The organism is Thiolapillus sp. (assembly GCF_048562965.1).
In the GTDB taxonomy this organism is placed as follows: Bacteria; Pseudomonadota; Gammaproteobacteria; order Chromatiales; family Chromatiaceae; genus Thiolapillus; species Thiolapillus brandeum_A.
The window spans coordinates 1-4354 of the sequence record NZ_JBHNMF010000285.1 but is presented as its reverse complement, the minus strand read 5'-3'; the positions used below and the strand labels follow the sequence as shown (position 1 = coordinate 4354).

At 56.1% G+C, this 4354-nt stretch carries 3 protein-coding genes; all 3 read left to right on the top strand.

From position 1 onward, the window contains the following. On the top strand, positions 1 to 1462 hold a 1462-nt coding region (locus ACOCD2_RS13280; protein WP_419625730.1), incomplete at its 5' end, for a DUF3883 domain-containing protein. Beyond that, positions 1456 to 2160: a TIGR02391 family protein gene (locus tag ACOCD2_RS13275; protein WP_293645329.1), complete on the top strand. Its 705-nt coding sequence runs from the start codon at positions 1456 to 1458 to the stop codon at positions 2158 to 2160. The genes ACOCD2_RS13280 and ACOCD2_RS13275, both read left to right, overlap by 7 nt. A gap of 3 nt (positions 2161 to 2163) precedes the next feature. After that, positions 2164 to 4354, top strand: a 2191-nt coding sequence (locus ACOCD2_RS13270) for a DUF1156 domain-containing protein (protein ID WP_419589506.1), incomplete at its 3' end; no start/stop codon positions are given.

Here is a 4354-nt window from a genome sequence, read left to right as displayed (position 1 = left end):
CCTCAAAGAGATCATCCACCGTAACGCCCTGGTGGACCAGCACATGACGCTGGAGAACCTCTATGCAGTCAAGGAGGAGATGGAAAAGGCCGAGGCGCGCAAGCTGCAGCCCTATTTCATCCGCGCCTTCTTCACGGAGGCCTTCCAGACGCTGGGCGGCGAAATGCGCCCCCGCGAGCCGGGCCGGTTCGAGATCCGACACGTGCCAGCCGCCATCCGGGAGCGCGACCGGGTCATCGGCGAGACCCGCACCCCCGTGCTCAAGAAATATGAGCGCATCTGCTTCGAGAAGGACAAGGTCCGCATCCACGGCAAGCCCATGGCTGACCTGGTTCATCCGGCCCATCCGCTGATGAATGCCACCACCGACCTGATCCTCTCAGCCCACCGCGCCAAGTTGAAACAGGGGGCGGTCCTGGTCGATCCCAACGACGACGGAATCGAACCTCGCATCCTGTTCATGATCGATCACGAGGTGCGGGAAAGCAGCGCAGACAATCCCCGCACCGTGTCACGCCGCCTCCAGTTCGTGGCCATCGACCAGCATGGCAATACAACCTTCGCCGGATGGGCCCCCCATCTTGATCTTCAACCCATTGATGCCAATGACAAATCACTCGTCAGCGATATTTTGCAATCACCATGGATCAGTAACAACCTTGAAGGACAAGCACTCCATCATGCATCCCAGCATCTGGTTCCAGATCACTATCAGGAAGTTAAACTTCGTCGTGAACGTCAGGCTGACAAGACACTGGCGGCGGTCAACGACCGCCTGGTCAAGGAGATCAACTACTGGTCTGACCGCTACATCAAGCTCAGTGAAGATGTCGCCGCCGGCAAGCAGCCCCGCATGCAGCCTGAAATGGCCCGCCGCCGAGTGGACGAACTCACCGAACGCCTGGCTCAACGCAAAAGGGAGCTGGAGGCCATGAAAAACGTGGTATCCAGCACCCCCGTGGTCATCGGTGGCGCACTGGTCATTCCACAGGGACTTCTGGCTCAGCGCAAGGGTGAGGGGACCTTCACCGCCGATGCCGAAGCACGATCCCACATCGAGCAGATCGCCATGCAGGCGGTCACAGAAGTAGAGCGTAGTCTAGGCCATGAAGTCTGGGATGTCTCTGCGGAGAAATGCGGTTGGGACATCACCGCCCGCCCCAAGCCCAACCCAGACGGCTCCCTCAAGTCCGACCGCCACATCGAAGTCAAGGGCAGAGCCCGCGGCCAGACCACCATCACCGTCAGCCGCAATGAGATTCTCTATGCCCTCAACCAGGCGGACAAATTCATCCTGGCCATTGTCATCGTCGATGGCGATGACTACGAGGGACCGTACTATATCCGCAACCCATTCAGCGTAGAACCGGGTTTCGGGGTGGCTAGTATCAATTATGAATTGAAAGACCTGATGTCGTTAGCAGTCAACCCGGAAGACACAATTGGCCAAAGTGAATGTTGATCTATATCGAGGAAATACTTGGCGAAATCGACTCTGTTCGTGAGTACGCCAAAATCATTAAAGAAAAATTTGATCAAGGTCGTTCTGCCGAGGATCTATTACTAGATGCGAGAGGCTTGGAAAAGAGAATTAAATATTTGTACTCAATCATCCCAGAAGGCTGCTCTTTGGGCAATGCAGGTAGACATGTCCACTTTATGATTCACTACCTAGAAAGGAATGACATAAGCTCCTGTTCCCAGGACATTATAGACATCATCGAACACGACTTGCCGACAGGCGAAGAGCAAATACGCGAATGGGCCAATAATCTTTCCTACGTTGATGCTGACCTTCGCAACGAGATACGAGTTCTTATTAAAACTGGGCAGTTTGATTCAGCGATCAGAAAAGCTTTTGTAATTCTAAAAGACAGGATATGCGATAAATATGGACTTCCTAGAGATATGGATGGTGTTGACCTGATCAATAAATTGTTTGGAAGCAACTCTGAGTATTTTAACTATATGCATCCAAGCGAAAAGCAGGCTCACCGAGACCTATTTGCCGGAATGTTTGGATTAGTTAGGAATAGGTTTGCACACAATAATGTAGAAGCATCTTTGACTGAAATGGATACTGTTATTTCTGGCATTAACTACTGCCTGAGATTGATGGACGATTTCAGGGATGAGCCATCAAACGAAAACACGGAATAATCTATGACGAACGTTAAATCTCCCAAAAAACTCATCGAAGTCGCCCTGCCGCTGGATGACATCAACCGTAATGCCGCAAGGGAGAAGTCCATCCGCCACGGGCACCCCAGCACCCTGCACCTGTGGTGGGCGCGGCGGCCGCTGGCCGCGGCGCGGGCGGTGCTGTTTGCGCAGATGGTCAACGACCCCGGTTACCAACAGGGCGGCGGGTTCAGGTATGGCGTCAACAAGGAAGAGGCTGCCAAGCGGCGCGAGAAGCTGTTTGACATCATCCGCGAACTGGTCAAGTGGGAAAACACCAACAACGAAGAAGTGCTGGAGCGTGCCCGCGCCGAGATCCGCGAGAGCTGGCGCGAGGTCTGCGAGCTGAACAGGGATCACCCCCAGGCCGCCGAGCTGTTCAACCCGGACAAGCTGCCCGCCTTCCATGATCCCTTCGCCGGCGGCGGCGCCATCCCTCTGGAAGCGCAGCGGCTGGGGCTGGAAGCATGGGCCTCCGACCTCAACCCGGTGGCGGTGATGATCAACAAGGCCATGATCGAGATCCCGCCCAGATTCGCCGGCCGCGCGCCGGTGGGACCGATTTCCCCCACCCAACCCTCCCCCCGGCGGGGGGAGGGCAAGGGAGGGGGGCGACTGACCGACGACTGGCCCGGCGCCACGGGACTTGCCGAAGATGTGCGCCGCTACGGCCACTGGATGCGCGAAGAGGCAGAAAAGCGCATCGACCACCTTTATCCGAAGGTGAAGATCACGAAGGAAATGGTCGCCGAGCGGCCCGACCTCAAGCAATACGAAGGGCAGGAGCTGACCGTCATCGCCTGGCTCTGGGCACGTACCGTGAAAAGCTCCAATCCGGCCTTCTCTCATGTGGATGTGCCGCTGGTCTCCAGCTTCGTGCTCTCCAGCAAGAAGGGCAAGGAGGCCTGGGTGGAGCCGGTCATAGAGGGTGACAGCTACCGCTTCGTGGTGCGGGTGGGCAAGCCGCCGGTGGAGGCGAAGAAGGGCACCAAGCTGGGCCGTGGAGCCAGCTTTAGCTGCCTGCTTTCAGGGAGTCCGATTGAGCCGAAGTACATCTATGCCGAAGCCCGGGCAGGTCACATGGGCCAACGACTGATGGCTATTGTGGCTGAAGGAAATCGTGGCCGAGTGTACCTTGCACCCACAGAGAAATACGAAGACATCGCCAGTCAAGCGCGCCCAGAATGGAAGCCAGAAGTGGAGATGCCGGCAAACCCGCGTTGGTTTTCGCCACCAATGTATGGGATGACAATCTACGGCGACCTCTTCACCCCCCGCCAACTGGTGGCGCTGACCACCTTCTCCGATCTGGTACAGGAGGCCCGCGAAAAGGTCATCGAAGACGCCTGCAAATCCGGCTGGGACGATGACGGCCAGGGACTCGACGCCGGCGGCACCGCCTATGGCGATGCGGTGGTGGTGTATTTGGCGTTTGCGTTAGATAAAGGGGCTAATTTGTGGTCAACGATCACATCATGGATGAGTGATAGAGGTGCTTTCCGCGAAACCTTTGCCCGACAAGCAATCCCTATGGTGTGGGACTTTGCAGAATCTAACCCGTTAAGCAACTCCGGAGGTAACTTCTCCACAGCGATAGATAAGGGAAGAATGGCTGTGGCATTCCTTCCAACCAATGCACAAGGAAGGGCAAGCCAACAAGATGCTGGAACCCAAAAATTAAGCGCTAGTAAGGTAATCTCTACAGACCCTCCTTATTACGACAACATTGGCTACGCTGACCTTTCAGATTTCTTCTATGTTTGGCTCCGCAGCAGCCTGAAGCTCATTTATCCCAGCCTGTTTGCCACACTGGCCGTGCCCAAGGCGGAAGAGCTGGTGGCCACGCCCTACCGTCACGGCAGCAAGGAAAAAGCCGAGGGGTTTTTTCTTGAGGGTATGAAAAAGGCCCTGCACAACCTGGCTGAGCAGGCCCACCCGGCCTTTCCCGTCTCCATCTACTACGCCTTCAAGCAGTCGGAAACAAAGGAAGGCAGTACCACAAATACCGGATGGGAGACCTTCTTGGAGGCCGTAATTCAGGCTGGCTTCTCCATTGATGGGACATGGCCTGTACGTACAGAGGGCTCGGGCAGGATTCTTGCAAAAGGCACCAATGCCCTGGCCTCCTCCGTCGTCCTTGTCTGCCGAAGACGCCCGGAGGAATCCGAGTCTA

Excerpts from the sequence above, each read along its gene's own strand:
- ACOCD2_RS13275 (WP_293645329.1), top strand. The coding sequence starts at position 1,456 with ATGTTGATCTATATCGAGGAAATACTTGGCGAAATCGACTCTGTTCGT.